This window comes from Exiguobacterium sp. EA-TM-5 (assembly GCF_053878415.1).
Window position 1 is genome coordinate 2477244 of the sequence record NZ_CM132670.1, and the last position, 25354, is coordinate 2502597.

The 25354-nt window shown below is 46.4% G+C and carries 21 protein-coding genes, 1 pseudogene and 1 other annotated feature; of the genes and pseudogenes, 7 read left to right on the forward strand and 15 right to left on the reverse strand.

Translation table 11 applies throughout. The features are described from left to right. Positions 1-63 precede the first annotated feature (63 nt). On the reverse strand, positions 64-1776 hold the full coding sequence (locus tag ACV3PA_RS13125; RefSeq protein WP_456125035.1) for an ABC transporter ATP-binding protein: 1713 nt from the start codon (positions 1774-1776) through the stop codon (positions 64-66). A 198-nt stretch (positions 1777-1974) separates the two neighbouring features. Between ACV3PA_RS13125 and ACV3PA_RS13130 the strand changes: the two genes are divergently transcribed. Then, positions 1975-3405, forward strand: a complete 1431-nt coding sequence (locus ACV3PA_RS13130; RefSeq protein WP_053452942.1) for a C40 family peptidase — start codon at positions 1975-1977, stop codon at positions 3403-3405. An 88-nt stretch (positions 3406-3493) separates the two neighbouring features. Further along, complete coding sequence (locus tag ACV3PA_RS13135) at positions 3494-3673, forward strand: hypothetical protein (protein ID WP_053452941.1); 180 nt, start codon at positions 3494-3496, stop codon at positions 3671-3673. Between the two features lie 29 nt (positions 3674-3702). Here ACV3PA_RS13135 and ACV3PA_RS13140 read toward each other — a convergent pair whose 3' ends face one another. Then, a complete protein-coding gene (locus tag ACV3PA_RS13140) occupies positions 3703-4893 on the reverse strand; it encodes a helix-turn-helix domain-containing protein (RefSeq protein ID WP_456125036.1) in 1191 nt (396 codons plus the stop codon). A gap of 117 nt (positions 4894-5010) precedes the next feature. Between ACV3PA_RS13140 and ACV3PA_RS13145 the strand changes: the two genes are divergently transcribed. Continuing rightward, the gene (locus ACV3PA_RS13145; RefSeq protein WP_456125037.1) at positions 5011-6282 is read left to right on the forward strand and encodes an MFS transporter; all 1272 of its coding nucleotides are present in this window, start codon (positions 5011-5013) and stop codon (positions 6280-6282) included. Between the two features lie 18 nt (positions 6283-6300). On the opposite strand, the gene ACV3PA_RS13150 is transcribed toward ACV3PA_RS13145, so the two are convergent. Next, the gene (locus ACV3PA_RS13150; protein WP_456125038.1) at positions 6301-7311 is read right to left on the reverse strand and encodes an LLM class flavin-dependent oxidoreductase; all 1011 of its coding nucleotides are present in this window, start codon (positions 7309-7311) and stop codon (positions 6301-6303) included. A 163-nt stretch (positions 7312-7474) separates the two neighbouring features. Here ACV3PA_RS13150 and ACV3PA_RS13155 point away from each other — a divergent pair, with 163 nt between their 5' ends. The 3 genes from ACV3PA_RS13155 to ACV3PA_RS13165 all read left to right on the forward strand — a co-directional run bounded on the left by ACV3PA_RS13155 (position 7475) and on the right by ACV3PA_RS13165 (position 9340). After that, positions 7475-7960, forward strand: coding sequence for a pyridoxamine 5'-phosphate oxidase family protein (locus ACV3PA_RS13155; RefSeq protein ID WP_053452937.1), 486 nt, complete (start codon positions 7475-7477; stop codon positions 7958-7960). 118 nt (positions 7961-8078) lie between these two features. Further along, positions 8079-9047 (forward strand): cation diffusion facilitator family transporter, encoded by a 969-nt coding sequence (locus tag ACV3PA_RS13160; protein ID WP_456125039.1) that lies wholly within the window; start codon positions 8079-8081, stop codon positions 9045-9047. Further along, positions 9044-9340, forward strand: coding sequence for an MGMT family protein (locus ACV3PA_RS13165; protein WP_456125040.1), 297 nt, complete (start codon positions 9044-9046; stop codon positions 9338-9340). The genes ACV3PA_RS13160 and ACV3PA_RS13165 overlap by 4 nt, the downstream gene beginning before the upstream one ends. Positions 9341-9396: 56 nt before the next feature. Here ACV3PA_RS13165 and ACV3PA_RS13170 read toward each other — a convergent pair whose 3' ends face one another. The 10 genes from ACV3PA_RS13170 to ACV3PA_RS13215 form a co-directional block, all read right to left on the reverse strand. Beyond that, positions 9397-9918: a pyrophosphohydrolase domain-containing protein gene (locus ACV3PA_RS13170; RefSeq protein WP_456125041.1), complete on the reverse strand. Its 522-nt coding sequence runs from the start codon at positions 9916-9918 to the stop codon at positions 9397-9399. A 61-nt stretch (positions 9919-9979) separates the two neighbouring features. After that, on the reverse strand, positions 9980-11629 hold the full coding sequence (locus ACV3PA_RS13175) for an aromatic amino acid hydroxylase (protein WP_456125042.1): 1650 nt from the start codon (positions 11627-11629) through the stop codon (positions 9980-9982). Positions 11630-11689: 60 nt separating this feature from the next. Then, positions 11690-11892 (reverse strand) — a binding site (T-box leader). 70 nt (positions 11893-11962) lie between these two features. Continuing rightward, complete coding sequence (locus tag ACV3PA_RS13180; RefSeq protein WP_053452932.1) at positions 11963-13108, reverse strand: FUSC family protein; 1146 nt, start codon at positions 13106-13108, stop codon at positions 11963-11965. A 105-nt stretch (positions 13109-13213) separates the two neighbouring features. Beyond that, positions 13214-15148 (reverse strand): PTS fructose transporter subunit IIABC, encoded by a 1935-nt coding sequence (locus ACV3PA_RS13185; protein WP_053452931.1) that lies wholly within the window; start codon positions 15146-15148, stop codon positions 13214-13216. A 17-nt stretch (positions 15149-15165) separates the two neighbouring features. Continuing rightward, the gene (gene pfkB, locus ACV3PA_RS13190; protein WP_035408794.1) at positions 15166-16086 is read right to left on the reverse strand and encodes a 1-phosphofructokinase; all 921 of its coding nucleotides are present in this window, start codon (positions 16084-16086) and stop codon (positions 15166-15168) included. Then, entirely contained in the window at positions 16083-16829 is a 747-nt protein-coding gene (locus ACV3PA_RS13195) for a DeoR/GlpR family DNA-binding transcription regulator (protein ID WP_053452930.1), read from the reverse strand. The genes pfkB and ACV3PA_RS13195 overlap by 4 nt, the downstream gene beginning before the upstream one ends. A 285-nt stretch (positions 16830-17114) precedes the next feature. Beyond that, positions 17115-17939, reverse strand: a complete 825-nt coding sequence (locus ACV3PA_RS13200) for a fumarylacetoacetate hydrolase family protein (RefSeq protein ID WP_456125043.1) — start codon at positions 17937-17939, stop codon at positions 17115-17117. Positions 17940-18183: 244 nt separating this feature from the next. Beyond that, positions 18184-18603 carry a hypothetical protein gene (locus ACV3PA_RS13205; protein WP_152910960.1) on the reverse strand — a complete coding sequence of 140 codons (420 nt, stop codon included), beginning with the start codon at positions 18601-18603 and terminating at the stop codon, positions 18184-18186. A gap of 208 nt (positions 18604-18811) precedes the next feature. Next, on the reverse strand, positions 18812-20254 hold the full coding sequence (locus ACV3PA_RS13210) for a SulP family inorganic anion transporter (RefSeq protein ID WP_053452927.1): 1443 nt from the start codon (positions 20252-20254) through the stop codon (positions 18812-18814). A 72-nt stretch (positions 20255-20326) separates the two neighbouring features. Continuing rightward, positions 20327-21235 (reverse strand): TetR/AcrR family transcriptional regulator, encoded by a 909-nt coding sequence (locus tag ACV3PA_RS13215; protein ID WP_456125044.1) that lies wholly within the window; start codon positions 21233-21235, stop codon positions 20327-20329. A 169-nt stretch (positions 21236-21404) separates the two neighbouring features. On the opposite strand from ACV3PA_RS13215, the pseudogene ACV3PA_RS13220 reads away from it, so the two are divergent. Beyond that, positions 21405-22878: pseudogene (locus tag ACV3PA_RS13220) on the forward strand (DHA2 family efflux MFS transporter permease subunit). A gap of 16 nt (positions 22879-22894) precedes the next feature. Here the strand turns inward: ACV3PA_RS13220 and ACV3PA_RS13225 are convergent. Next, positions 22895-23389: a 4Fe-4S single cluster domain-containing protein gene (locus ACV3PA_RS13225; RefSeq protein WP_235504848.1), complete on the reverse strand. Its 495-nt coding sequence runs from the start codon at positions 23387-23389 to the stop codon at positions 22895-22897. Beyond that, on the reverse strand, positions 23358-25187 hold the full coding sequence (locus ACV3PA_RS13230; RefSeq protein ID WP_456125045.1) for an anaerobic ribonucleoside triphosphate reductase: 1830 nt from the start codon (positions 25185-25187) through the stop codon (positions 23358-23360). The genes ACV3PA_RS13225 and ACV3PA_RS13230 overlap by 32 nt, the downstream gene beginning before the upstream one ends. Positions 25188-25354: the final 167 nt, after the last annotated feature.

A 25354-nucleotide genomic window follows, 5' to 3' on the forward strand; every position in this document is an offset into this window, starting at 1 on the left:
CACAATCTTATTTTTAAACGAACAAAAAAAGGCATCGGACCAGGTCCGTTGCCTTTCATTCATTTAAACGCGCTGTCTCTCTAACAAACGGGAGAAGTAACCTCCTTGATTCATCAGTTCATCGTGTGAGCCTTCTTCAACGATTCCTTCCTTCGTAACGACAAAAATCTTATCAGCATTCCGGATCGTTGCTAAACGGTGCGCAATAACGAGCGTCGTCCGGTTCTCAGACAGCTCGGCAAGCGATTCTTGAATTAGTGCTTCCGTTTCCGTATCAAGCGCTGACGTCGCTTCATCAAGAATCAAAATCGGCGGATTCTTCAGGAACATCCGCGCAATGGCAAGTCGTTGCTTTTGTCCCCCCGACAGTTTTAGTCCGCGTTCCCCGATTTGTGTGGCGTATCCATCCGGAAGATCTGCGATCATTGGTCCGAGATGCGCCCGTTCTGCTGCTTGCACGATTTGATCATGCGTCGCGTTCAAGTCACCGTAGGCGATGTTTTCAGCAATCGTTCCTGAGAACAAGAAGACATCTTGTTGGACGATACCGATTTGTTGTCGCAAGGACTCCTTCGTCATCTGCCGGATATCGATTCCGTCAATCCTGATTGCTCCGTCTAAGACATCATAAAAGCGTGGAATCAACGAACAGATCGTCGTCTTCCCTGCCCCCGATGTTCCGACGAAAGCGACCGTCTGCCCTGGTTCGACCGTCAGATTGATGTTTTCTAAAATCAGACGTTCTGCTTCGTATCCGAACGCCACCTCCTTGAACATGATGCCACCATTCAAGCGATCAACGACGAGCGCATTCGGTGCATCGGGCAAGGACGCATCCTCATCAATCATCGAAAGGAAGCGCTTAAAGCCAGCCATCCCTTTTGGATACATCTCAAGCAATGCGGTGATCTTATCGATCGGCTTCAGCAGGATATTCATATAGAGAATGAATCCGACGAGTTCCCCTGCCGTTAAAGTGCCTCGATACGTTAAGTACGCACCGACGACTAAGACGGCAAGCGTCATCAAACGCGTCGTCAAGTAGATACCGGATAGGCTCTTACTCATGACCTTGTAGGCATTGATCTTCGATTGCCGGAACGTCGCGTTGTCTTTTTCGAATCGCTCGATTTCGTAAGCTTCGTTCGTGAACGACTGAACGACACGGACCCCGGAGACACTGTCCTCGACACGTGAATTGACTTCCGCGATATTTCCATACATCCGGTCCCACGACTTATTCATTCGGACGTTCGCATAACTGATCAGCCAGATTAAAAACGGTACGGCAATGATCGTTACGAGTGCGAGTGGCACGTTGATCGTCAGCATGATTGAGAACGCACCAAGCAATGTCATGACGGCAATGAAGGCATCTTCCGGACCATGGTGCGCAAGTTCTCCGATGTCAAACAGATCATTCGTGATTCGACTCATAATATGACCCGTCTTCGTATTATCAAAGAAACGGAACGACTGTTTCTGAACATGACTAAACAACTGACGGCGCATATCGGTCTCGATATTAATCCCAAGCTTATGTCCGAAATAGTTGACGACGAATTGCATCAACGTACTGATGACATATAACACTAATAATCCGACGCTGACAAGGATGATCCAGTTCATCTCTTCATTCGGTAACAATGAGTCGATGAACCACTTAACCGCGAGCGGAAAGGCAAGTTCTAAAATCCCAACGAATAAGGCAGATGTGAAATCCAGCCAAAAGAGACGTTTGTGCGGGATATAATACTGATAAAAACGGCGTAACATGTATAGCCTCCTTTCAATACTCCTAGTGTACTCGAACTTTTTTGAAAATACTGTATCGAGCTATTCATTTTGTTTTAAAAGACTAATGCAGTTTTTTAGACCAAAAATATATTTTAAAATCAGGGGAATCGTCACTTTTTATGACAAAATGGTAACAACGATTTTTTATCTATCTCGACTTGGAAGGAGCTATGTCACGTGAAGAAGACTTTTCTCGCTCTCACGACGATAGCCTTGATCAGTTCAACCGGACCGGTCTCTGCTGCATCACCGACCTTAACATTGACGGATAACGTCAACATTCGCACGGCTGCCTCGACTTCCGCGAAGGTCATCACGACTCTAAAAAAAGGTACGAAGCTGACAGCTGTCAAGAAAGTCAACAGCTGGTACGAAATTCGCTACCAGTCAAAACCTGCCTTTATCACTTCAGCATACGTCAAGGCGACGACAGTAAAACCTACGACAACAACGACCTACATAACGAATACCGATGCTGTTAATATCCGCCAACAAGCGACGACTAGCTCAACATCATTAGGAAAACTCGCAAAGAACACGATTTTATCCGTCAAGAAAAAATCCGGTGACTGGTATCAAATCACGTACAAGAAACAAACCGCTTATATCCATGCATCGTTAGTCGATAAAAAGACAGCGAAAGTAACGACTACATCAAAGCCTTCTACGACGACACCAGTCAAGAACGTCATTAAAGCAGTCGATCGATCAAAAGTCTATACGGTCAACGCAAAAGAAGGGTTGAACGCACGGACTGCTGCAGCAACAAGCGCAAAAATCTATAAGACATTGCCCCATCAGACGGTTCTTGATGTGACAGGTGCCGTCGATTCATGGTATCAAGTGAAACTTGATGGAAAAGAAGCCTACGTGGCATCAAGTTATGTCAAAGCATCGACGAAAACTTCTCCACCAACGATTCCGACAACTCCTGGTGTTTCTCTGACACCTGTCGATGCCTCGAAGACATATCGTGTCAATGCACCGACAGGACTGAATGTGCGTACGCTTCCTTCGACATCCTCAAGTATTTTCACACAAGTCGCGCATGCTTCAATCGTCAATGTAACAGGAGAAACGACAGGAAAAGATAGTGGCTGGTATCAAATCAAAATCGGAACAGGTTTTTATTTCGTCGCAAAAAGTTATATCACGACAGGTTCCGTCACGACGACACCTCCAGTCACTCCTCCACCACCCGTGACATCCGTTCCGGGTTCGACATTGATGGAGCGTGCTATTTCAATCGGACAACAGTATCTTGGAACACCGTATGTTTGGAGTTCAAGCAACCCAGCTAACGGTGGCTTTGACTGTTCTGGATTCATCAATTATACGTTGAATGCCGCTGGCTATGCTGTCGGACGAACAAACGTCAACGGTTACTGGAACGATGATCGGTACCTCGGAGCGAAGTTATCAAAATTACGTCAACCAATGCGCGGAGATATCATCTTCTTCGAAAACACATATGCTGCTGGTCCAACACATATCGGGATTATGTTGAACAATGATCAGTTCATCCATGCGAATGAACCAGCTTTAGGCATCAGCCGTCTTTCGGAACGTTACTGGACGCAAAAACTGTTAGGCTTTAAATCACTCTAATCAGTTCCTCATCCATCCTTAAGGATGGATGTTTTTTTGTCTCGTGTTTTACTTTGGGATATACTGGATATAGAAAGGATGTGTCTGTATGTCTTACGCAACACTCTATGTCCGGCTACTCTTTCTTGCTTTATTGATTTTCGGTGGCTCCATGCTCATTCATTACATCCAGACGGGAGACATATATATCGGGCACTTGATCGTTTCCGTCCTTGCATGCGTCTTACTTATTGTTAAACGAACGACATCACCACACAAACAAGCATGAAGCGCACTCGCTTCATGCTTGTTTTTTCGTTATTGAACATTAACCAACGCTTGTATCTCCTGCTCGAGATCACCTTTTAGACGTTCACTTTGAAGTTCATCCTTCAATCGCTGCACGTCCTCCAAACGTTCCTTACCAACGCCTCGTTTCATCGCTAAGACGAGTGTCCGCAACATCATCGCTTGGTCAAACCCACTTGCTGCAAGCCACGCATCTTGCATCTCCCATATCTTCTCAATACTCTGCTGAAGCGTCTGATTTGGTAATTCGATACCGTTCATAAGGAGATGGACTTCCAGTTGTCCGATGTAATGCTTCGCGTCATCGATCGCGACAACGACGAGATTTTCCCACGCCATTTGCATTCCTTTCGTATCGTTTTCAAAAATCGCGATGAGTCCTTTTGTCAGATCGACTTCGATGCGTCCAACGCCATTCGTTCCACTAAATGCAAAAAATTGTTCCAGGCGATCAAACTCTCGCCGTGATTGTTCGACCTCTCCTTCTAGATACAAGAATAGACCGAGAAAACGTTGAAACGAAATGACGTGATAGTAAACATCTTGTTCCTGCATGTATTGAACACCTTCACGCAATAACGCAATTGCTTCTGCGTAGTGATCATCGAACAAACTTGCTCGTAGGGCACGAAGGATTTGAAATTTTAAATAGGTTTTCGGCGCAAGAGGAATCTCACGTGGGACGTCCATGATTTCAATCAGTTCATAGCCTTCCTTTGTTCGTTTTAAATTAAATAAAAAGTAGACTTTTGCGATTTGGGCAAGTAATTGTTCATCTGAACGACCGAGCTGTTGAAATACTCGCTCTGCCTTCTCGAAATACGTCAAACCAAGCTCCGGGTCAGACATTCGGAGGGCATCGCCATATTCATGAAAGACCTGTCCTTGCCAGTAGGAATTTGTCTCTGGAACTAAATACGGTCGTAGGATTTCCTGAACTTTTTCGTCCGAATGATACGGAGTATCACGCGAACGAATCATTTCAATGAGTTCCCGCATCTGAACATCCCGCGGATCGAGCATTAATTCTTCAACTGTCACCTGTAATCGTCGAGCAATCGCTTGTAATGCTGGTAAAGACGGGGTCGCTTTCCCATTCTCGACCATACTGAGCATTGACTTCGTGATGATGCCGGTCGCAACGTCCGTTTGTGTCATTTTTTTCTGTTTTCGGATCTGTTTGATACGTTCCCCTAACACACTGGTCACTCCTTTTATCACAAAAGTTAAATTAAATTGAACTTTTTCTTTACATTTTTCTTCCACTCCTTTATTCTACACTAAAGTTCAATAAAATTTAACTCTGAAGGAGTGAACATGATGTCATTTAATTTGAAACGTGTCTTATTCGGAAAATTTTGTTCGTTGTTTGCGGCTAGTCTCTTTACGTTCGTTGCCGGACTGACCGTCTTACGGGAAACGTCGTCTGGTTTTCAGTTCGCGCTCGTGTTACTCGCAGGATCCGTACCACGGATTTTGCTCTCACCGATTGCTGGTGTGCTTGCTGATCGCTGGAACCGGAAACGCATCATCGTCACGACCGAAAGTCTAAGTGCACTCGTTTTATTTGGACTCTTGCTTTATTCGCTACAAGCTCCGCTACATACCGTCCATTACATCTTTGCTAGTGTGCTCTTGACGAGCCTGTCGACGTTCTTGTCGGTCACCTTATCAAGCTCGTTACCGCGACTCGTACAAGAAAAGGAGTTACAACGTGGGAATGCCCTCTTCTCGACGATTCAATCGACCTCAACGATTACCGCTCCACTCGTTGCGGGATTGCTCATCGCCTCTGTCTCGATCACGCAATTCTTGGTTTTACCGTTTCTTCTGTTTGCCTCTGCTGCCTGGTGGAATAGCCGCCTCCGCTTTCTTGCAGTGGATACTTCTCCTCTAGCTACTACCGATACTCCGTCTTTTGTCACGGAGTTTAAAGAAGGCTACCGCTATCTATTCCGTCAACCGGTATTGACGATACTCGTCCTGATGGCGATCGTCCTAAACTTCTTTTTTGTCGCTTTCGAAATCTTGTTACCGATCATTTTGCTCGATCGACTGCAATTCACGCCATTTCGGTTTGGACTGGTCGAGTCTGCACTGGGTGCCGGTCTTCTTGTCGCTTCGTTGCTTCTTGCCTTACCTCGCTTTACGGTGAAACGTCCATTACGAACAATATTCGAGTCGCTCTTTTTAATCGCCTCATGTTACGCACTTCCTGCACTTGCTCTACTCGGCTACGTTCCATCTACTCTACTACTGCCTTTTTTCATGGTTCTATTGTTCATCGACGGCATGCTCGTCTTACGCATGAACATTCCACTACAGCTCATCGTTCAAAAACAGACCGATCCGGCTTACCTCGGACGTGTCATCGGTGTTCTAGAATCGGTCGCCATGGCGATGATGCCAATCGGTACCCTATTGTTTGGTTTACTCAGTGATCATGTGTCTATCATCGTGCTACTTGGAGTCGGTACGGTTGGCTTATTCGGTGCAGCGTTATTCGGCTTCCTCCGACTGCGTAACGACATCTTATCCGAGAACATTCCTGTAGCAGACGCAAAAAACACGTCCTCCCTCACTTCGTGAGAAAGGACGTGCGTATAATCAGACCGTCGCTTTGACAGCGTCCATGATGAATTTCAATGATTGTTGTTTTGCTTCTTTGTCAGCGATCATCGAAGCGATCATCACTTCGTCCGTTCCATATGAATCGGCAAGCTCTTGCAATTGTTTTGCAACGGATTCCGGGTTACCAACGATCATCCGCTTCCGGTTTTCAGCAATCCGGAACTGATCTTGGAACGTATACGGATAAGCTGCTGCCTCTTCAGGAGTTGGCGTTCCTGTTGACGAGACGCCTTTTTCAAGTAAGAGCAGTGACAGGTCCAGGCTTGACGCTAGACGTTCTGATTCTTCCGTCGTTTCAGCACACGTCACGAAGATCGAAACAAGCGTTTGTGGTGTCTCATTGAACGACGTTGCCATGAAGTTATGACGGTAGTAATCCATCACTTCTTGACCACCTTGTCCATTGATGAAGTGAGCAAATGCAAATCCGAATCCGCGTTGCGCTGCGTTCAAGGCACTCCCACCACTTGATCCGAGCAACCAGCCTTCTGGAGTCGTATCGACTTCTGGTGTTGCAACGAGTCCCGCGAACCGGTGTCCGGCAGGTGCTCCGTCTTTCAAGTAATCGACGAGATCATCGAGTTGTTCACCGTAATCGGCTCCACCAAAACGTGGCGACGATCCTTCCTGTAACGCACGTGTCGCAAGCGGCATACCGCCCGGTGCTCGACCGAGTCCAAGGTCGATCCGGTTTGGTGCAAGTCCTTCAAGAACACGGAAGTTCTCTGCAACTTTATAAGCACTGTAATGGGGTAACATGACACCACCTGAACCGAGACGAATCTGTTTCGTCACAGCTGCCATATAAGCGATCAAGACTTCCGGGCTTGAACCCGCTAGTGTTTTCGCAAAGTGGTGCTCGGATACCCACAGGCGATGGTAGCCAAGTTCGTCCGCGATTTTCGCGAGCTCGACCGTTTCGTGTAAGGCATCAGATGGGGATTGTCCTTTAGAGACCGGGGATTGGTCTAAAATACTAAGTTTCATGTATGTCTCTCCTTTTTCTTTCGAATGCGTACCTACACTGTACGCCTCCTCGTTGTACCGTGCAACGAAACTGCTTCTTTCGGTCGTGAGGACGTTTTCATTTTGAAATTCAGGGAACATTGCCTAAGTGAGCATAAAAATCTAACGAATGAGGTGGAGCTACATGTCAACGCATACTACGAATCAAGAAGCAGTCGAAACGGTCAAGAAACTGATTGATAAAATCGAAACAGCCATGCTGACAACGATTTCAGCAGAGGGACTCGTATCCCGTCCGATGCAAACACAAGATATCGAATTTGATGGCGACCTCTGGTTCCTCACTTCAAAAGAAACAGACAAATATCAAGAACTACTTAAAAACCCAAGTGTCAACGTATCTTATGTCGATAAATCATACGTCTCGATCCGCGGAACAGCGGAACTCGTTGAAGACATCGAACGGAAGAAAGAGCTCTGGAGCCCACGCTATGAAGCTTATCTCGGAACGACCTATGAAGATCCGAAAGTCGTCTTGATCAAGGTCAACACGGAAGCAGCGGAGTACTGGGAAACAGGAAACACGACGAAGTCCGTTAAACAAGTATTGAAAAAAGTCGTCGGTAAAGATGATGAGAACGAAATTAACAAAACAGTCGACTTGTCTTAACAAGTGAAGCCCACGCGACTAGCGTGGGTTTTTTTTGTGCGAAGATAGTCGTTTTTCTCAAAATGATGTAACATAATAAAGTGAACTAATACGTGACTTAACTAAAAGGAGTACAATCATGGGAGAATTCATTACGTTATTACGCCGGGGTAACCGGTCGGCTTTGACGGCAGGGATCGTCAACTCCGTCATCGCCATCATTAAGGCAATCGCTTATGTCTTGACGGGAAATGTTGCGATGTTCGCTGAGATGATGCATACGCTCGGTGACGCTGCCAACCAATTTTTCGTCTTCATCGGCTCTGCCCTTAGTAAAAAGGCACCCACAAAACGATTCCCGAACGGCTTCGGTCGTCTCGTCAATCTCGTGTTGCTCGGTGCGATTCTTTTCGTCGGCATCATGGCTTATGAAACGATTCATGAGGGCATTGCCCACATTATCGAACCGACAGAATCGACAGGTTTTTGGATCACGCTATCTGTCTTGTTCGTTGGTGTCGTTTTAGAGAGTGGTGTATTTGTTAAAGCGATGCAGGAAATTGCACATGATGCAAAACTGGATTCAAAAGGACCACGTCTCATTCTTGATAGCTTTCGTTCACTCAAACAAGCAAAACCCGCCACACGTCTTGTGTTCCTCGAAGACTTAGTCGCAACCGCTGGTGGAGTCGTCGCGATGATCGCCGTTATTATCTCGCATGTAACACCGTTCCATCAGGCAGAAGGAATCGCTTCGATTCTAATCGGACTGATGATGTTTTATGTCGTCGGGAACGTCTTTTTGCAAAACGCAGCCGGTGCGCTTGGTGAAGCCGATGAGACAATGGCTGCTCGCCTCGGCGGACTGATCATGAAAGATCCTGACGTCAAAGATATTAGTAAGCTCGAAGTTATCAAGGAAGGCGACCATTTCCACGTCGAAGTCGAAATTGAAGTCGATCCGGCGTTGACGATTGCGCAAGCAGACGACATCAAAGATCGTCTCGAACTCCAGATTCGATTGCAACAAGGCATCATCGACGTGACAATTGGTTTTGATGAAGACGATAAAATTCAACAATACATCGTTGCTTCTGAGGAGTCATGAACCCGTTCACGCAAGATGTCCTAACAATCATTCGCTCGATTCCAGCTGGTCGCGTCATGACTTACGGGCAAGTCGCTCGGCTCGCCGGGCATCCACAGAGTGCACGACAAGTCGCACGGATTCTCCACAGCATGAGTAAGACGGAACGTCTACCATGGCACCGTGTCCTTGCTGCTGGTGGCAAACTGTCGCTTGAAGGTGACGAACAACGACTTGCGCTTGAAGCAGAAGGGATCGAGTTCCTAAATGATCGCCAACTCGATTTATCGCGTTATCAAGTAAAAAGTGAATAAATAAAAAAAGGGATGACCGGTATGTATACCAATCATCCCTTTTTTGTTGTTTTGAATTAAGCTTTCGACGTACTCGAAGCCGTAGCAATTTGCCGACGCACTTCTGCTTCAAGTTGCGGTTCCGGTGGTTGCCAGCCTTCCGGTTTCATGACTTTTTGGTCTGATTCCCGGAAGATCGGTTTGCCGTCCGGTCCAAGCTTCGCCATGTTGGCACGCTGCACGATTTCGAACAATGGAGCCGGATCAAGTCCGATTTCAACAAAACTTCCCATGATGAAATAGAGAGCGTCCGTCAAGGCATCGCCTTGTCCGACGAGCCGTTCAATGTCTGTTTCGGGTTGTTTCATCTGAAGCGATTTTTCGACCGCTGTATCAAGCCCTGACTTGAAACGCTCGATCGCTTCGAGAAATTCTGCTTCATTCGTCGCCGATTGATGCAGGAACTCAACGACCGCTTCTTCCGCCGTCCAAGTCGAGCGTTTGATCCCACGATCGACTGTCATAGGTGTTGGCGTCGTTGCACCAGGGTGTGAAAACACACGGTGGAATTCCTTTACGTCTTGATAATAATTTGTCATAACCGATCATCCCCTTTTACCGAATGTCTCCATTCTAACAGGTTCAGAACCGGAGTTCGACTCATTGATGAACGACGTCGAGTAAAGCCATCCCGCGTGTAATCAATTCATCTCGTTGCTCAGATGTTGCTTTTAAACGCTCGAGATCAGCGATGAGACGCGGTTGATCGACTTCGTCCGCTAACTCGAGTAATTCGAGACGAAGCAACCAAGCATCTGGTAACTGGACGAGTGTCTGATCGATGAGTTGTGGCAATCGTTCGCGACCAGCACGTCCTTCGCGAATCTCGCGGACGACTTCGAAGATTGGATCAGCAGCTGTCAACGGACGTTCGATCCGTTCGAACTCGACTGTTTCCGGAATCGGCTTTAGCGCTTCGACTTCTGTTCCTGGGAACGCTGACGTGATGTCGCCGACAATCAATTCCATCCGATCCATCGTCATCGTTTTTCCATCGTTCGTTAGTGTCGCTGTCTCTAAGATGACGAGTGCGCGGTGACCATTGACGTTTTGAATCGCCGTGATATCACCTGTAACTTGGACATTGCCTTCCGTCCAGTCCAGACGCTCACCGACTTTGACTTGCATCAATACTTCATTTAATTCCTTGCCATGAAGGAGTGTAAAGCCTTCGGGATGATCAGCAAGACCTTGACCTGTTAATACTTCACTGTTTGCAGCAAGCGCTGTCGGTCCTGTCAGTTTGACAAGGTGCAACGAATCGTGAATTTCTTGCGTTTCAGGAACACCGACGAGCGAGAGACCACTCTCGAAGACGAGCGTCGACAGGTTACCTGATTCGACTGCTTTCGTCAGTCCGTGGATACCACCGCGGATGTACGACATCGATTGGGCGAATTCTTCAAGTGCATCGCGAAGCTGTTCAAACGATTCACAGACGAAGAGCTCTTTTTGCATGCTCGTCACGTCATGTTTCGTCGCAAGTGCTTTCTCAAGCGAGAACGGATGTTTGACGACAGCGTCCGTCAAACAGTGGCGACTTTCACCGACTGATGAGAGAAGACCTGCACCGTAGATTTGCGGATTGTCGATGTCACCAATCAGACCGAATTCAACCGTCCACCAGAATAGACGTGAGATTTCATTGGCTTCAGAAATGCCTTTGACATGTGTCCGTGTCTCAGCGAGCTCGATTTCAGCTTGCTCGATATCGGCTGGCGTCGAGAAAGGACTCTCTTTGACGATCGTCAACTTCTTGAGTGCTTTGAAGACGTCATGCTCTGCTTTATGGTTAAAGGCATGTGCCCCGATTTCACCAAAGCGACGAACGAATTCCGCGTAGACCGGATTCATTAAGATCGGCGCGTGTCCCGCTGCTTCGTGCAAGATATCAGGCGCTGGTGTGTAGAGAATGTTATCGACTTTTCGGATATCAGTCGCGATTGGCAATAGACCGTGACCTTGGAAATCAAAGAACGCGACGCCGGGAATGAGACCATCAACAGCGACTGTTCCCCAGCCACCACGGCTTAGGTTCGCTGTCATCTCGCGCACGTCCGGAATCCGTTCCGGGCTGATTCCTGAAGCGGCAAGTCCTTCGAGGTATGCCGGATGCGCCGTATCTTGTAACGTATTTAAGTTCAGTCGCATGACGTATCTCCAAACGGCATGATCCGTTGGTGTGTAATCTTCGTAGTGCTGTGGTGCGACGTGTGGACGTAAGTGACTTGGAATGATTGGTGTAGACATATAAGTTCCCCCTTGAATGAATGTGAGATAACAAAAAAGCCCCTGCCGAACGTATTGTTCGACAGGGGCGACGAAAGCCGCGGTACCACCCTGATTACCCAGTCATCGACTGAGTCACTTGATTGGGATAACGGTGTGCTCCGCTCGCTTACGCAAGAAGCTCAGAAACTGTAATTCAACACCATCTGTGTACACGTTCGCAGCGCCACGTGCTCTCTGAAACAGGGAGATGGTCTTTACTTCGGTTTCATCATCGCTTAATCTTTCGTTCTGTTATGCTGTTATACTGTTATGCTTTTAGCAAGTAAAGTATCGTTAAGGAGGACTATACGCTTACTTTTTACTTTCGTCAATGGCTTTTTTGCGTTTAAATCGATTAAATGTTTTGTCCCGGACCGATTTTTGCTCGATCGTCAGCGACGTGATATGACGACGAAGCGCACCATTGAGCCGTTTTTCGAAAGATTCAAGTTCTTGGATCCACTCGTTCATCGAGACGACGATCGGTAGAATTTCCATGATGACTTCTTCCTCGAGCTCATCTCGGTCAAGAAACGAATGCTTGACGAAAGCGATGTTCTCTTTGACGAGATCCTCCATCGCGAGCGGTTCTTCCGTCAACAAGAGATCATATGTCAGCAAGACCTTCTCTTGGCGCTGGGCGATGTGCATCAAGTGGTAGAACAATTCACTTCGAAGATCGTCAGCAATTGAGTCGAGTGCCTTCTCTCGCTCTCTGAAGCGTTCTGCTGTCGCGACACCACGTTCAAGACACGATTGCATATGTTTGAGGATCAACAGGTTCCGTAAGAGCGAGGCGTGCTTCTGACGTGTTCCTCGGATCTCTTCCTTGTGTAAGTTGAACAGATTTTGTGTCTCAAGGAGCGAACGTCCCATCTTATCGATTGCCGCACGATATGGGACGACCTTTCCTTCAAAGGCGATCGCCCGTGTGACGACGAGTAGCTTTTCGAAGAGTTTCGTTGCTTTTTGATAATAGACATTGCCATAGCGTGGCGGGAAGATTAGTGCGTTGATGCCGAGCGCACAGCCGATCCCGAGCATGACGAGCAAGTAACGAATCAAGACGACTTGCCAAAGTGGTTCCGTCGCAGTCGCGACACTTTCGAGAATGACGATGATCATCAAAACAACGTGTGGAATCGTCCGCCCGAAACCAAAAGCTAGCAAAATCGAGATTGCTGCCATGATGACGATACCGATGGCAAGCGGATTGGCCGGGTTATCCCCTAAAATCCATAACGCGAGTAATGTCAGAAAGGCACCAATCAAGTTGGCTTCTGCCTCCTCGAGAAATTGTTTCCATGTCTGATAGACCGAGGGCAGGAGTGTCGTCGCTGCCGAGATCGCAGGTAGGATCGGGCTGAGGTTGAACAGATTACTGATCAACAGCGCCAAGATGACCGCAAGACCTGTCTTGATGGTCCGTGGTCCGATTTGTAAGGATTGTCCACCCATGTCCATCCCTCCTTCTTATTCAGTATGCCCTCTATTCTTTACCGTTAGCCGTTAAAATTCAACAAAAAATCCTCTCCGTTTGAAAACGGAGAGGATTTAGTCGACTTATGATGCTTTTGTACCTGTTCCTTCTGTCATTTCCGCTTTCGCGACCGATTGGTCAACGAGCGGCTTTTTGAGGAAGGATAGGATTGCTGCACCAACAAGTGAACCAATGAGGATCGCGCCAGCATAACCGACGATCGCCATGACCGTACCTGATGGACCATCAAGTAGCGGGAAGACGAAGATACCACCGTGTGGTGCAGGAAGCAAGACACCGAAGACGATTGTCAACGCACCAGCGATCGCTGAACCGATGACGCTTGACGGAATGACGCGGAGTGGATCGGCTGCAGCGAATGGAATCGCACCTTCAGTGACGAACGATGCTCCCATAGCGTATGCAGCGATACCTGCTTCACGTTCTTGCGGTGTGAATTTTTTACGTGCGAACAATGTAGATGAGAGTGCAACGATGAGTGGTGGAACCATCCCACCTGCCATGACGGCTGCCATGACTTCCGTGTTACCTGCTGTAAGAGCAGCTGTACCGAAAACATATGCTGTTTTGTTGATTGGACCACCCATGTCGATTGCCATCATACCTGCGACGAGCATACCGAGAAGAATCGCGTTACCACCGCTGAGTCCGTTCAATGAATCTGTGAGCCATGTCATGAACTTCGCGATCGGCTCATTGATGACGAGCAACATGATCATCCCTGTGATGAATGAACCAAACAGTGGATAGAGCAAGACTGGTTTGATTCCTTCAAGAGCTGCTGGGAGACCTTTGAAGACTTTGACGAGCAGAAGAACAACGTAACCAGCAAGGAAACCGGCAATCAATCCACCGAGGAAACCTGCGTTACCGCTACTTGCAAGGAAACCAGCAATCAGACCAGGAGCAAGACCTGGTTTATCAGCGATCGACATCGCGATAAATCCAGCGAGGATTGGAATCAAGAGACCAAACGCTGCTTTCCCGATCGTCATCAATTGTGCTGCAAACTCATTGTACGATGGATCTTTCGGGTTCGCTGAGTTGATCCCCCAGAAGAAGCTGATCGCGATCAAGAGACCACCAGCGACGACGAGTGGCAACATCGCGGATACACCACTCATTAAATGTTTGTAGAATCCACCACGAGCTGGTTTTGAACTTTCGCTTGAACCGCTCGCTTTATAGACAGGTGCGTCCTGTTTAACAGCGCGGTTGATCAATTCTTGCGGTTTACGAATTCCTTGTGCAACGGGTACTTCAACGACGTGTTTACCATTGAAACGATCCATCTCAACTGCTTTATCCGCTGCGACGATGATCGCTGTTGCATCATTGATGTCTTGTTGTGTTAAACCGTTCTTGACGCCTGTCGATCCGTTCGTCTCGACTTTGATGCGGACACCCATTTCTTCTGCTTTTTGACGAAGCGCATCAGCTGCCATATACGTGTGTGCGATTCCTGTCGGACAAGCTGTGACAGCAAGGATATACGGTGCGTCTTGATCAACATTGTCGCTCGAGACGTCAACTGGACCTTCTTCTTCACGTTCTTTCGCTTCGATTGCTGCGATGACTTCGTCTTTCGTTTTAGCCGCAAGAATCGTATCGCGGAAGTTCATATCCATCAGATAAACGGAGAGTTTCGAAAGTGTTTCAAGGTGTGCGTTATCAGCGTTCTCACCTGCTGCAATCATAAAGAACAAACGACTTGGTTGACCGTCGAGTGCTTCGTAGTCAACGCCTGCCGAACGACCAAAGGCGATCGCTGGTGTTTTGACTGCTGCCGTTTTTGCGTGTGGAATGGCAATGCCTTCCCCTAAACCTGTCGTACTTTGCGCTTCCCGTGCGAGAATCGCTTCTTTATATGCCGAGCGATCGTTCAGTTTTCCTGCCCGATCGAGGACGTTGACGAGTTCATCGATGACAGCGGCTTTAGATGACGCTTGTAAATCGAGTTGAATCGTATCGCGTGTCAAGAGATCAGTAATTTTCATGAGTAGTCACACTCCTTTTAGGATTGAATGAGTTCAACGACGTTGACGTCTACGAGGAGACGATCGATATCTTCCTTCGTACAAAGACCGAAGGAATAAGCAGACGCACTACCAGTTGTTACCGCATAACGGAACGCTTCTTCTGGTGATTTTCCGAGCGCGTGGCTGGCGACGAATCCGGCGACGAGTGAGTCTCCGGCACCGACGGAGTTGACGAGCTTTCCTGCCGGTGTGTTTGCTGTATAGGCGCCTTGACGATTAACGAGCAGTGCTCCGTCTCCTGCAAATGAGATGACGACGTTCTCAGCACCACGTTCAACAAGTTGTTGGGCGTACGGAACGGCCATCTCCTTCGACGTAATCTCGACGTCGAAGATTTCACCGAGTTCATGGTGATTCGGCTTAATTAAAAATGGACCGAGTGGTAAGACTTCAAGCATCGCTTCCTTCGTCGTATCGACGGCGAAGCGAACATTCCGCTCGTTCAAGATCGTCGCGATATGACGATAGAGATCATGAGGTAGACTGCTTGGGATACTGCCTGCGAAGACGACGATATCACCGGCTTGCATCGTCTTGAATCGGGATAATAAATGCTCTAGCTCTTCCGGTTGAATCTTCGGTCCCGCTGCATTCAACTCAGATTCTTGATCGGCACGAATTTTCACGTTAATTCGCGTCTCATCTTGAATTGGTGTGAAGTCGGTTAACACGCCTCGCTTCTCAAGTTCTGTCCGGATGAATTGTCCGGTACTTCCTCCAAGGAATCCGAGTGCTTGTGTTTCTACCTCATAGTTTTTTAGGACGAGAGAGACGTTGATTCCTTTCCCTCCGGCCACTTTTTCCGCCTGTTCGACACGATTGACTTGTCCTGCCTCAAATACCGGTAACGTGACATAATAGTCGATTGATGGGTTGAGTGTCAGTGTATAAATCATTTCGCGTTCACCACCTCTGTGTATTGACTGTATTTCGCTTCTTGCTCACTGGATGTCGTCGTGATGATCGTCGCCGCTTGCAAGGACGCCACCCGACTGAAGCTGATCGCATCCAGCTTCGTCTCATCGACGAGTACATACGATTGTTTTGCTAATTCGATCGCTGTCTTCTTTACGAGTGCCTCTTCCGGATCTGGTGTCGTGAAGCCTTGTGTCGGATGAACACCGTTCATCCCAAGGAATGCGACATCAAAATGGTAAATCAACATTCCTTCACGTGCGTTGTAACCGACGAGTGCTTGCGTTGAATGCTTGAGTTGACCTCCGACGACGAACGTCGGGATACGGTGATAGAGTAACGTGTTCGCTAGAGGAAGACTGTTCGTCACGACCGTAATCACCTTCTCTTCGAGATACGGAACGATGGCAAGCGTCGTCGTTCCGGCATCCAGATAGACATACATGCCATCCTCGATCAGGTCAGCAGCCGCTCGCGCGATCCGTTCCTTCTCTTCGACATGTTGGTCGCTCTTCTCGAAATAACTCGGTTCTTCAATTTGCAAATGGTTCGCTGTCGCTCCCCCGTGCACTCGACGCAAATGACCTGCTGTCTCGAGTTGTGATAAATCACGACGAATCGTGGATTCACTGGCACCGGTTTGTTCGACGATTTTTTGCATCTTGACGACTTCTTCTCGAGCAAGAAGCTCGAGGATGAGTTGATGGCGTTTTTTCGTTAACATAAGGTTTCCCTCCGCATCTTTAATATAAAGCGTTTACATCTAAAAATCAATCAAAAACGTTCAAATTTTATATAAATTCTTTATAAAACGTTCAAAAAGCGACTTTTTTCGACATGAAACCGTTCTTATAGTTTCATTATACATCAAAAACGGTCATAAAATGACTGTTTTATTGAATGAAATCAATCATTTTTTTATTTTCAAACTTGTTCCATAGAAAAACCGCTCTCCGAATCAAATTCGGAAAGCGGTTGATTGAAAATAACGTCATTCAGTCATGAACGTTTACTGTACTTCATTTTGTAGGCGACCGATCCCAGCAATCGATACTTCAACAACATCCCCCATCTGTAGATAGACGGGCGGTTTCATCCCATGACCTACGCCAGCAGGAGTTCCTGTCGCGATGACATCACCCGATTCTAGCGTCATTCCACGTGACACTTCAACCAAAATCGTCACGACGTCACGCAACATTAAGGCAGTTGATCCCGACTGACGGAGTTCCCCGTTCACGCGTGTCTCGACGAGAACGTCACTCGGATCAAAGCTATCCGCTGAGACGATAACTGGACCGAATGGACAGAACCCATCAAGTGATTTGCCACGGAAGAACTGGACGTGTTCTTTTTGTAAGTCCCGTGCGGTCACGTCATTGACGATACTGTAGCCAAACACATGATCAAGTGCATTCTCTGGTGTTAGATCACGACCCGTCGTCCCGATGATGATAGCGAGTTCCCCTTCGTAATCCAGTTGTTGCGTCAAATCTGCATGCCGTTCAATCGGTTCGAACGGGCCGACGATCGATGTCGGGGCTTTTGTAAATAAGACGAATTTACCTGCTCCCGCCGTATCCATCTCTTTAATATGATCAGCATAGTTCTTACCGATACAAATGACGTTTCGTGCCGGAACATATGGAACTAGCTTACGAACATCCCCTTTTAGTAATGGCGCGATATCGAGATCGAGATCGACTTCGAACTCACGTGAGATCACTTCGAGTAGCGAATCCGTATAAACTTGTGCTGTCACATCATATGTAGACCCATCCTGTTCAACCCCGATACCTACTTTTCCTTCTTGCTCAAATCGAAACCATTTCATCCTAAATGCCCCCTTTTGTTTCAGTATAACGAAACTGACAGAACGTCGCACTTATCCTCTTAATCACATGTTCATTCTTCAAATCATTTTACTGTTATTTTCAGTGATAGCACATAAATCATATATGATATTCAATCATCCCTTGATTTTATTGTTGATTCCAATATTTGAAGATCATATAGATATCCTATAGTTCATATCGAACGAGTAGTAAGTTTGAATGTTAAAACATCATCTCTCATTTTTATTGTTGTGATAAGAAGTTAAATTTTTCTGTAGGAATATGATTAACGTTGATAGGACACTTATATTTTTCTAATACATTTTGGAGTAAAGGAAAAATATCATTCAAATTATTTTTATATTTGAAATCACTATTAACTTCTATGTCAAAATTCCAGCGACATTCTTCTTTATCCTCTAAAAAACCACCCGCCACTATACACAATTCATCATAAGTTTCTTGAGTGAACTCCTCCGATGAAATAATAATTGCCTTGATAAAATTATCATTTCCAAATTCGTCTTCCGAGATTCCATCAATATTCTTTAAATAGGGGAAATCGTCAATTGTGCTAGGACGTTGATAGTCAATCAGTATTAGACAATAGGTAGGTGGTATTAAATAACTATCTCTCAAAAAATATGCTTCAATCGTGCGCAAGTTGATAATCCTATTCAAATGAAAGTTTCTCATTTATTACACCTCATTTCCCCTAAATATTATGAGTTTGATTATTACTAACGTGAACCTTATCACACTATTACATTTATTGGATATATCGTACTTTATTATAGTATATATAACGAAAAATGAGGTAAAATCCCCAACTGAGTCTAGGAACTTTACCTCATTTCAATTACAACACTAGTTACGCAATCCGTTGCGCTAGTCGATCAACGAGAGCCTGCGACTCTTCATTTAATCCAGTGAGTTCAACTTTTTTCCCAAGTCGTTCATATTTCAACACGACGTTTTCAATCGCTTCAATGGCTGAGTCATCAAATAAATGACAGGCTGAGAAGTCGAGTGTGATGAAGGACGATGGATCAGCCTCTAGTCGGAACTGTTCCATAAATGCCGTCGTTGACGCAAAGAACAACGGTCCACGAATCATATAATATACCCGCTCCGTTTGCTCTTCTCGCTCTACTTGAATACGAGAAATTTTTGAAGCGAACAATAACGCAGCAAGTAAGATTCCGACAAGAACGCCCATCGATAAATCATTCGTCAATACAGTGACGAGAACGGTCGCTAACATGATAGCCGAGTCACTCTTTGGTGATGTCTTGAGCATCTTGAATGAACCCCAGTCGAACGTCGCATACGAAACGAAGAACATGACACCAACGAGTGCTCCCATTGGAATCGTCATCAGTAAATCGTTCATCGTAAACATCAACAGCATCAAGAAAACACCTGCTGTCAACGTCGACAATCGACCACGACCACCGGAAGTGACATTGATGACGGATTGACCAATCATCGCACAACCTGGCATACCACCGAACATACCGGCAATGATGTTTGCAATCCCTTGACCGCGTGATTCCATCGCTTTGTTTGATGTCGTATCCGTCATCTCATCAACGATTCGTGCTGTCAGCAATGATTCGATCAATCCAACAAAAGCAAGGGATAAGGCATACGGGAAAATGATCTGTAATGTCTCAATCGAAAATGGAACATTCGGTAAGAAGAAGCTCGGTAAAGCCGCTTCGATTTGTCCCATATCCCCGATAACTCGTGTATCGAGTGAAAAGACGACCGTTAACACCGTCATGATTGTAATCGCAACGAGTGGTGCCGGAATGGCTTTCGTCACACGTGGGAATAACAAGATGATGGCAAGAGATGCAGCAACCATCGCATACATGATCCAGTTTTGCCCTTCGAATTGAGGGAGTTGCGCCGAGAAAATCAGGATTGCCAGTGCATTGACGAATCCAACCATGACTGCTCGAGGAATGAATCGCAATAATTTAGCGATCCCTAAAAAGCCAAATGTGATTTGTAAAAGACCGGCAAGAATACCAGCAGCAAGTAAATAGTCGACGCCATGATCCTTAACGAGTTGAACGACGACGAGTGCCATCGCACCAGTTGCAGCCGAGATCATTCCGGGACGACCACCGGCAATTGAGATGACGATTGCAATGATGACCGAAGCGTATAAACCGACCATCGGATTGACACCAGCGATCAGTGAAAACGCAATCGCTTCTGGAACAAGTGCCAAAGCAACGACGATACCGGACAATAGATCCGCTTTTGGTTGCAGGAACCACTCTTTTTTCCATTGAGTAAACATATGATAACCGAGACCCCTTTTCTAACATGAATGGTCTCAGTGTACTGGCATCAGTTTCAAAAAGCAACCCTTTTAGGAATTTTTGATCCGAATGCGTGCAATCTCATCGACCATCGCCTTATAGGTTGCCATGATTTCCTGCCCCGCAAAGACTGGATCTTCATCCATCGTCTCAAGCGCACGGCGAAGGAGATGAATTTTAGGTTTCTTACGTTCGAGTAGTTCCTCATAAATGAAGTCAAGTACCTCTTTATGAGCTTCCTTGGATTCATCGGAAATCGAAGACAACGTAATCAACCGCTTCATATGCGCACTCGTCTTTTCAAATAAATCCTTCCGAATGACGACTTCATCTTGCGGGCGATCCAGCCAGACGGATAAAAAGCGTGGTGGAATCAACTGTTCCTCCGTTCGACTGACATCTTCAACGAGATGCGTCAATCGATTGAATACATAACGGACGACCCGTTCGGGCTGCGTATTTCGTTCGGATTGGCGGAAGAAGTACATGGCATACTGCAACATCCCGGTATAAATGACAGCTAGATCCAAGAGGTATGGTTCCTTCGTCTGACCAAATAGATCTCGCAGTCGCTCAAACGTCCATTCGATTTCAAGGAGACGATTGTTTTCCATAAATGCTTTGAGTTCTTTTTCATTCGACGCAATCGCCTCTTCGAATAACGTATATAATTTATATTTTTGCATCAGTTCCAAATAACAGTTTCCTTGTTGGATGAACGTTTCATAGTCTGAGACATCTCGTCCAACTAAGATTTCTTTACGCGCCGTCCGCATTTTTTCAAAGACAGTATTGAAAACATCGATAAACAATTCATTTTTGGATGAAAAATAGTTATAGAACGTTCCTTTTGAGACATTGCTGTGCTCAAGAATATCCTGGATGGATGTTGATTGATAGCCTTTTTCGACGAATAGCTGATAGGCAGCATCTAATAGTTGTTTCTTTTTTGGATTCATGGTCTTGTCCTTTTCTGTTCAAATGATAAGAATGGTTTAGCAATCACTTATTTTAGTGTATGAAGCAAATAATTTGAAATCATTCGACTTCGACTGGTAAGATAGCCAAGTCAGTTATAGAATTCAAGTCTAACATTTTAGACTCGTAGTACAAAAGGAGCATAACGAAATGCAATCAAGCAAGCAATCATCACGACTTTATTTAATTTTAACTGTCCTCATGGCAGGTGCGTTCGTTGCGGTCCTGAACTCAACGTTACTTAATATTGCCTTACCCTCGATCATGGGATCATTTGGTATCCAGGCAAGCACCGCCCAATGGCTAACGACGGGTTATATGCTCGTCAACGGAATCATGATTCCGACGTCGGCGTTTCTCGTCCAAAAGTTCTCGACGCGTCAACTTTTCTTGACGGCGATGACACTGTTTTCACTCGGTACGATCATTGCCGGTCAAGCACACGTCTTCCCGCTTCTACTCGGCGCTCGTATGATGCAGGCATCTGGTTCTGCGATCATGATGCCGCTTTTAATGAACGTTCTCTTGACTGGTTTCCCGATTGAGAAACGCGGACAAGCAATGGGGATTTTCGGACTCGTCATTACGTTCGCCCCAGCCATCGGACCGACATTGTCTGGTTGGATTCTCGAACATTACGAATGGCGGATGTTGTTCCATCTCGTCACACCAATCGCATTACTCGTCCTGTTCACAGGTGCTTTCTTATTGAAAAAAGAAACAGTCCGCAGCACACTCAAACTCGATTTGTTCTCACTCGTTCTCTCAAGCTTCGGTTTCGGTGGTTTGCTGTATGGATTTAGCTCTGCTGGTTCAGCAGGATGGGGTTCATGGACGGTCATTGGTTCATTGATCATTGGTGTGATCAGTTTGACTTCTTTCATTATACGTCAATTCTTGCTCGAAGAACCGATGCTAGAGTTCGGAATCTTCCGTTACCCAATGTTTGCCTTATCACAAGGGATTTCGATGGTCCTGAACATGTCGATGTTCTCAGCAATGATTCTGATGCCAATCTACATCCAAACAATTCGCGGAATCTCACCATTCCATTCTGGTCTGTTGATGTTACCGGGTGCCATCGTTATGGCAATCATGTCACCCATCACCGGTTCGACTCTTTGACCGCTTTGGTGCCCGAATCCTTGCTATCATCGGCTTATCACTGACTGTGTTGACGACATTCTCGTTTAGTCAGTTAGCTGCAGATACATCCTATGCCTACCTCGTCATCATGTATACGTTGCGTTTCCTCGGAATCTCAATGGTCATGATGCCGGTCATGACGAACGGTTTGAACCATATTCCGCAACACTTGACGCCACACGGTACGGCATTGAACAATACGTTGTCACAAGTATCCGGTGCCATCGGATCAGGTCTACTCGTAACAATCATGACATCACGGACGAAACAACACGTCCCGGAATTCGCTTCACAACCTGAAGCTGCTAATCCGGAATGGTTGCAAATGCAAGCGATGATTGAAGGGATCAATGATACGTTCTTCATTGCGACGTTACTTGCACTCGCAGCATTGATCCTATCGTTCTTCATCAAAAAACGACGGACGACGACATTGGCTGTCGTTGAGTCCGTCGATCAAGAACAAAAATATGCATGATTAGATTCTCCCCTGTCTAATGAGACGGGGAGTTTTTGTCTATGCTATAGACTGCTTCTTCCAATTGCTTTCGATTATAAATCCGTTGATTCGTACTCCCCCGAAAGCTGGTCGTTTGATCGAGTTTTGATTGGATGAAAGGACCATCGATTAGTCCATCTACTCGCAGTATAAGCGGATGCCATCGTCGGCGCTGTAGTATCTCTTCTAGTAGATAACCGGTATATAAAATCACATCATAGTCTGATCCAAGTTGTTCGAGAAGTTGCATGAGTGCTGACGTCTGTAACAATGGTTCCCCTCCGGACAAAGTCAAACGACGATTTCCGACCTTTCGAATTCGTTCCGCTGTTTCTTCGATTGTCCATTCCACACCCCCTGCCGGATCCCAGGAACTTGGATTATGACAACCAATGCAGTGATGCGGACAACCGGCGAGAAACAGCACTGTTCGTAATCCTGGTCCATCCACGACAGAATCAGGTAGAAGGGAGAGGACGCGTAACATCATGCTTCACCCGATTCTGCTCTTCTGCTCGTTTCGCTTCATTCCAACGATCTAGCGTACCGACGAGATAGCCTGTGATGCGCCGAATTCGCTCGATTGATGTACTTCCGCAAACTGGACATTGCTCCTCGATCGTCTGCTCTGTTCGGCAATCGAGACAACGGTCAACCGGATGATTGATCGATCCATAACCAATTCCAGCTTCCGCCATCATCCGAACGATATCTTCAATCGCTTGTGGATTTCCGGCAAGCGCACCATCCGTCTCAACATAGGTGATATGTCCACCATTACACAATGCATGAAACGGAGCTTCGAGCTGAATCTTCTCTCGAATCGTGACGGGAGCATCGACGGGAATATGGAAAGAATTCGTATAATAAAGCTGGTCCGTCACTCCTTCAATCTCACCATAGTCGATGAGATCGCGACGCGTAAATTTACCCGATAACCCTTCAGCTGGAGTTGCCAGCAAACTAAAATTCAATCCTGTCCGTTCGCCATAATTGTCGACGACAGTTCGCATCGCTTGAATTAAGGCAACGCCTATTCGGTGCGCGAGTTCGGAATGACCGTGATGGCTTCCTGTTAAGACAGTCAAGCATTCAGCGAGACCGATAAACCCAACTGCTAGCGTCCCGTGTCGCAAAACAGGACCAACGTTATCCTCACCACGCAATGTTTCCCCCTCTTTCCAGACATGCTGATATAAAAATGGAAACTCGTCAGCGGTTCGACTTGCCTGTAGTTCATAACGTGTGAGCAACTGTCTGCAGGCAATTTTGGTTGTCTCTTGGACAGCTTCAAACATTTGGTCGACCGTTTTACTTTGAAGTGCCAAGCGAACGAGATTGATGCTCGTAAACGATAAATTTCCTCGACCCGTAACGGAAGGTGCGTCCCCACGATCCTCGAACACCCGTGTCCGGCATCCCATATACGCAACTTCCGGTCCTCCTACTTCTGTTTGTCGATTGAATGGTGCATCGAGAAAGGCAAAGTTCGGAAACAATCGTTTTCCTGTCACGCGCGTTGCTAGTTGAAACAGGTCGTAGTTCGGGTCGGTTGACGCTAGATTGATTCCTTGTTTGACTTTAAAGATTTGAATCGGAAAGATTGGTGTTTCTCCCTTACCGAGTCCCCGCTCTGTCGCTATCAGCAAAGCACGCTGGAAGAGACGTCCCGCTCGCGTTGTATTCGTTCCGTAATTGACAGACAAAAATGGGACTTGTCCGCCGCCACGCGAATGCATCGAGTTCATATTATGGATGAATGCCTCACACGCCTGAAATGTCTTTTCATACGTTTCTTGCCACGCACGTTGTTCCCGCTTTTGTCGCTTCCATTGCGGGACGAGTTCCTTTAGTTTAATTAATTCTCGTTGATATGTTTTTTCAACGAAGGGTGCTACATCATCATCAAACGTCGCAAATGCTTGTCCACCATGTTGCATGTTCTGATTCGCTTGGACGATGATTGCCGCGAGAGCAAGAGCAGAGCGGATGTCTTGCACTGGTCGAATCGATCCATGTGTCGTCTGAAACCCGTTTGAGAGAAGCTGACCGAGTGGAATTTGAGCGCAAGTCGTCGTTCCGGTGACGTAATAATCTGCATCATGAATATATAAGATGTTATCGTCAAGTGACTGTAAAACCTCCGGTTCGAGTTGTCGTCGCATCATCTGTCGCGCAGCTTCTCCAGCAATTCGTTGTAATTTCGCAAGTGGCGTTTTGCCATCAATGTTTGCATTCTCCTGTTCGATATCCCGAGTTGGTGTCAGTAACGTTTCTAAACTCTCCATGATCCTTCTTCCTCTCTCGCTTTTTTGTTCACTATAGCGAGGGTCCAGAAACGTTCGCAATCCCTGCATAATTTACGATTTTTTCAACCGTTTTAGCCATTCTGTCATGAATCTGTCTGATTTATTTCGTAAAAGTCCGTTCCTACCACCATTTATGCAATGTCGTT

Excerpts from the sequence above, each read along its gene's own strand:
- ACV3PA_RS13175 (WP_456125042.1), bottom strand. The coding sequence starts at position 11,629 with ATGTCTACACCAATCATTCCAAGTCACTTACGTCCACACGTCGCACCA.
- ACV3PA_RS13225 (WP_235504848.1), bottom strand. The coding sequence starts at position 23,389 with ATGATGTTACGCGTCCTCTCCCTTCTACCTGATTCTGTCGTGGATGGA.
- ACV3PA_RS13155 (WP_053452937.1), top strand. The coding sequence starts at position 7,475 with ATGTCAACGCATACTACGAATCAAGAAGCAGTCGAAACGGTCAAGAAA.
- pfkB (WP_035408794.1), bottom strand. The coding sequence starts at position 16,086 with ATGATTTATACACTGACACTCAACCCATCAATCGACTATTATGTCACG.
- ACV3PA_RS13180 (WP_053452932.1), bottom strand. The coding sequence starts at position 13,108 with ATGGGTGGACAATCCTTACAAATCGGACCACGGACCATCAAGACAGGT.
- ACV3PA_RS13165 (WP_456125040.1), top strand. The coding sequence starts at position 9,044 with ATGAACCCGTTCACGCAAGATGTCCTAACAATCATTCGCTCGATTCCA.
- ACV3PA_RS13210 (WP_053452927.1), bottom strand. The coding sequence starts at position 20,254 with ATGTTTACTCAATGGAAAAAAGAGTGGTTCCTGCAACCAAAAGCGGAT.
- ACV3PA_RS13215 (WP_456125044.1), bottom strand. The coding sequence starts at position 21,235 with ATGAATCCAAAAAAGAAACAACTATTAGATGCTGCCTATCAGCTATTC.
- ACV3PA_RS13135 (WP_053452941.1), top strand. The coding sequence starts at position 3,494 with ATGTCTTACGCAACACTCTATGTCCGGCTACTCTTTCTTGCTTTATTG.
- ACV3PA_RS13160 (WP_456125039.1), top strand. The coding sequence starts at position 8,079 with ATGGGAGAATTCATTACGTTATTACGCCGGGGTAACCGGTCGGCTTTG.
- ACV3PA_RS13230 (WP_456125045.1), bottom strand. The coding sequence starts at position 25,187 with ATGGAGAGTTTAGAAACGTTACTGACACCAACTCGGGATATCGAACAG.
- ACV3PA_RS13145 (WP_456125037.1), top strand. The coding sequence starts at position 5,011 with ATGATGTCATTTAATTTGAAACGTGTCTTATTCGGAAAATTTTGTTCG.
- ACV3PA_RS13185 (WP_053452931.1), bottom strand. The coding sequence starts at position 15,148 with ATGAAAATTACTGATCTCTTGACACGCGATACGATTCAACTCGATTTA.
- ACV3PA_RS13150 (WP_456125038.1), bottom strand. The coding sequence starts at position 7,311 with ATGAAACTTAGTATTTTAGACCAATCCCCGGTCTCTAAAGGACAATCC.
- ACV3PA_RS13170 (WP_456125041.1), bottom strand. The coding sequence starts at position 9,918 with ATGACAAATTATTATCAAGACGTAAAGGAATTCCACCGTGTGTTTTCA.
- ACV3PA_RS13125 (WP_456125035.1), bottom strand. The coding sequence starts at position 1,776 with ATGTTACGCCGTTTTTATCAGTATTATATCCCGCACAAACGTCTCTTT.
- ACV3PA_RS13195 (WP_053452930.1), bottom strand. The coding sequence starts at position 16,829 with ATGTTAACGAAAAAACGCCATCAACTCATCCTCGAGCTTCTTGCTCGA.
- ACV3PA_RS13200 (WP_456125043.1), bottom strand. The coding sequence starts at position 17,939 with ATGAAATGGTTTCGATTTGAGCAAGAAGGAAAAGTAGGTATCGGGGTT.